The sequence below is a fragment of the Shimia sp. genome (assembly GCF_041624275.1).
Lineage (GTDB): Bacteria > Pseudomonadota > Alphaproteobacteria > Rhodobacterales > Rhodobacteraceae > Shimia.
Genome location: NZ_JBFJVE010000247.1, coordinates 1 through 3,448, shown reverse-complemented (window position 1 = coordinate 3,448; position 3,448 = coordinate 1). Strand labels below are relative to the sequence as shown.

The 3,448-nt window shown below is 68.8% G+C and carries 5 protein-coding genes; 1 reads left to right on the top strand and 4 read right to left on the bottom strand.

What is annotated here, in order from left to right; genetic code table 11:
• The 3 genes from ABZD10_RS14490 to ABZD10_RS14480 all read right to left on the bottom strand — a co-directional run.
• Positions 1-578, bottom strand: a 578-nt coding sequence (locus ABZD10_RS14490; protein ID WP_372887561.1) for a cytochrome P450, incomplete at its 3' end; no start/stop codon positions are given.
• Positions 578-1,798: a hypothetical protein gene (locus tag ABZD10_RS14485; protein WP_372887559.1), complete on the bottom strand. Its 1,221-nt coding sequence runs from the start codon at positions 1,796-1,798 to the stop codon at positions 578-580. The genes ABZD10_RS14485 and ABZD10_RS14490, both read right to left, overlap by 1 nt.
• 95 nt (positions 1,799-1,893) lie before the next feature.
• The gene (locus tag ABZD10_RS14480; protein ID WP_372887557.1) at positions 1,894-2,646 is read right to left on the bottom strand and encodes a cytochrome c biogenesis CcdA family protein; all 753 of its coding nucleotides are present in this window, start codon (positions 2,644-2,646) and stop codon (positions 1,894-1,896) included.
• Between the two features lie 93 nt (positions 2,647-2,739).
• On the opposite strand from ABZD10_RS14480, the gene ABZD10_RS14475 reads away from it, so the two are divergent.
• On the top strand, positions 2,740-2,964 hold the full coding sequence (locus tag ABZD10_RS14475; RefSeq protein ID WP_372887555.1) for a sulfurtransferase TusA family protein: 225 nt from the start codon (positions 2,740-2,742) through the stop codon (positions 2,962-2,964).
• Between the two features lie 23 nt (positions 2,965-2,987).
• On the opposite strand, the gene ABZD10_RS14470 is transcribed toward ABZD10_RS14475, so the two are convergent.
• Positions 2,988-3,448, bottom strand: a 461-nt coding sequence (locus tag ABZD10_RS14470; RefSeq protein ID WP_372887553.1) for an ATP-binding protein, incomplete at its 5' end; no start/stop codon positions are given.

Genomic DNA, 3,448 nt, shown 5'->3' with positions numbered 1-3,448 from the left:
GGCAGCGGCAGGAAGGCGGCGACATTGAGGATCGGCTGGCTGCGCTGGTAGGCGCCGAAGGCGGCAAAGACCTCCGAGGCCAGCCGGTCCTCGATCGGGATCGAGAACAGGGTGCGGAAGATCACATCCGCCGCAGCGTGGCTGGTCTCGGCCTCGATCTCGACCGGCGCCCCGCCGCGCGCTGCCAGCCGCGCCACCGCCGCCTCGGCCGCCGCCCACATCGCCGGAAACGTGTCGCGCAGCCGGCCACCTTCGAAGGCCGGGTCGATGATGCGGCGCTGGCGTTTCCAGGTTTCGCCATTGGTCAGGAAGACCGAATTGCCCAGCAGCGGGCGCAGCCCCTCGCTGATGCGGCCGGATTTCGGGAAATCCTCGGGGCGCTCTTTCAGCACCCGCGCGATCAGCTCGGGCTGGTTGACCAGGAACGAGCGGAAGAACGGCGTCCGGAACTCGGCCATCCAGGCCCGGTAGAGCCGCGCCGGCTGGGCCGAAAGGATGTCGCGGCGAAACAGGCGGACATGGGTCCAGAACGAGACCGCCTCACCCCGGGCCGCCGGTTTCGGAGGCAGGTCGGCCATCACGCGGTCCCGGTGAACTTGTTGACCGGGGTCTCGATGCGGCTTTGCGAGGCGGCGCGCCCGGCAAATCGCCGGCCCAGCGTTTGCGGGCCGGCGGTGATGCGGAAATAGTCATACTCGCCGGGGGCGTCGAAGGCACAGAGATACTGGAAATGCAGGCGGAAGAACCGCCAGCGCAGCTCTTTCCAGCGCGCCGGGCTGAGGGTCTGGGTGAAGGCCGCCGACAGCACCAGCGGCCAGCGCTTGCCCTGCGCCGGCGCCACCCCCGAGACATGGACCGGATCGCAAAGCGCAAAGGCGCAGCCGTCGCCGGGCGCGGTGACATCGACCCAGGTCAGCTCGTCGCGCTGGCAAAGGAAATGCAGGTCGGCCCGCAGGCGGCGCGCCCGGGGCAGGAACGAAACCATCGGCACCACCTGCCCGAGCGACAGGAAACTCAGCACCGGCCCGTTGTCCGGCACCCGCCCCTGGCGGATCAGGTCGGCCAGCACCGAGACCGCAAGATGCGCCCCCGAGGAATGCCCGACCACCAGCACCTCGTCGACCTCCTGGTGCAGGGCGCTTGCGATGCGCTCGGCGAACTCGGCCATCCGCGCCTCGAGCTCGGGCGGATTGGCCCCCTTCCAGCGCGCCGAATAGGCGTAGTCATGCATCAGGTAATAGGCAAAGAAGCGGTTGTCCTTCTTGCGGAACCAGCCCAGCACCGGCGGCACCGCGGCAAGCCCCAGCCAGGCCGTCCAAGGGGGCAGAAACAGGCCCAGAACCCGGCCCAGCCCCCAGGCGGCAAGCAGCGCCAGAAGCAGTTGCAGCAGCAGGAAGAGCACCGGGTAGAGCGCCGCGATCACCGGCCCCTTGCGCAGCCGCATCAGCCGCGCCAGCGCGCCGCTGGCGATATAGGTCCAGGCGGTGCGCGCCAGTTGCAGATAGGTGGCGACGATCGAATTCGACATGCTGTCGCGGACGATGTCCGACCACACCAAAACCTCGAAATCGGCCCGGGTTTCGCCGCCTTCGATTGCGCCGTCGACATGCCAGCCATAGGGTCCGCCGGCGCCGCCGCCCTGTTTCGCCGCCAGTGCCAGGCGGTAGCCCGAGATCGCCGCCTGCGCCGCGCCCTCCTTGCGGTAGAGTTCGCGGTAGCGGCGGGGATGGATCGGATCGTAACCGGGGATGTAGAACACCCGCCGCGACCGCACCGGATTAAAGCTGCTCTCAGCCATGGGACCTCGTCTTTTGCGGTCACCTTAGCGGCGCGGCGGCCCACAAGTAAATCCGGCGCGGGGCGCATTTGCCCGCCACCGCCGGACCCGCCGGCTCAGCCCAGCGTCGCCAGCGCCGGGAAGGTCTCGAGCAGCCACCAGCTGAGCGAACTGAAGGCGCCGGTGACCAGCATCAGCCCGACCAGCACCAGCAGCCCGCCCATGGTCTTCTCGATCAGCCCCATGTGGCGCTTGAGCCGGTTCATCACCCCCATGGCGCGGTTGAGGAACATCGCCGCCAGCAGGAAGGGAATGCCCAGCCCCATGGCATAGATCCCGAGCAGCACCGTGCCGCGCGTCACCGAGGCCTCGCCCGCCGCCAGCGACAGGATGGCGCCCAGCTGGGGGCCGATGCAGGGGGTCCAGCCGAAGGCGAAAGCCAGGCCCAGCACATAGGCGCCAAAGGCCGAGCCGCCGGACTGCCCGGCGTCGATCCGGGCTTCGCGGTCGAGAAAGGGAATGCGGAACACATTGAGGAAATGCAGCCCGAAAACGATCACCACGACGCCCGAGATCTGGGCGAAAAGCGTCTGGTTCTGCAGGAAAAACGCGCCGAAGGCCGAGGCGGTGAAGCCGAGGAACAGAAACACCGTCGACAGGCCGAGGACGAAGAACAGCGCCGCCACCATGGCGCGGCGGCGGGCGGCGGCCTGATCGGTCAGCTCGGCCATGGTGACCCCGCTCATATAGGCCAGATAGGGCGGCACGATGGGCAGCACGCAGGGGCTCAGGAACGAGATGAGCCCGGCCAGAAGGGCGACGAACATGGCAGGCAACAGGCCCGCGTCGATGATTTCGATTCCAAACATGCGCCACCCTTAGAGCATTCGCCGGGCAAGGTCACGGGGCCCTGCTGTCACATCTGTGTGGACAGCTTGGACCCTCGCGCATATGTGAAGGTCATGACCGAAGAAATCGACGCCATCGGGCTGTTGTGCCCCCTGCCCGTGCTGAAACTGCGCAAGCGGCTGAAACCTCTGGCGCCGGGGGGCCGCATCCGGCTGATCGCCGACGACCCGGCGGCGGTGATCGACGTGCCGCATTTCTGCGCCGAATCCGGCCACGCGCTGATCGAAAGCGCCGAATCGGACGGGCGGCTGGTGTTCCTGGTGGAAAAACAGGGCTGAGATGCCGGGCGCGCCGGGCGCTCTCAGCGCGCGATCACCAGATCGGCGCTGAGCCCGCCGAGCCGCGCGCTGGTGCCCAGCCGCAGCACCCCGCCATGGGCACGCGCCACATCGGCGGCGATCGACAGGCCAAGCCCGACCCCGGTGCCGCGGTTCTGGTTGCGCGCCGGTTCCAGCCGCGCAAAGGGCTTGATCGCCTCGTCACGCTCCTCGGGGGCGATGCCGGGGCCGTCGTCCTCGACCCGGATGCGCAGGAACCTTTCGGAAATCTCGACCGAGACCTGCGCCCGCGTGCCGTAGCGCACCGCATTGCCGATCAGGTTCTCGAGCGCCCGCTTGACACCGACGACGCGCAGGGACACCCGGCCGGCGCCGCGCAGCTCGACGATCTCGACATTGCTGCCGCCGCGGGCGCAGTCCTCGACGATGCCCCGGACCAGCGCAGCGGGATCGACCTCTTCGGGCTCCCCCTCCGAGGCGCCGC

Bases quoted from the DNA above. Each gene is read 5' to 3' on its own strand.
- ABZD10_RS14485 (WP_372887559.1), bottom strand. From the start codon at position 1,798: ATGGCTGAGAGCAGCTTTAATCCGGTGCGGTCGCGGCGGGTGTTCTAC.
- ABZD10_RS14480 (WP_372887557.1), bottom strand. From the start codon at position 2,646: ATGTTTGGAATCGAAATCATCGACGCGGGCCTGTTGCCTGCCATGTTC.
- ABZD10_RS14475 (WP_372887555.1), top strand. From the start codon at position 2,740: ATGACCGAAGAAATCGACGCCATCGGGCTGTTGTGCCCCCTGCCCGTG.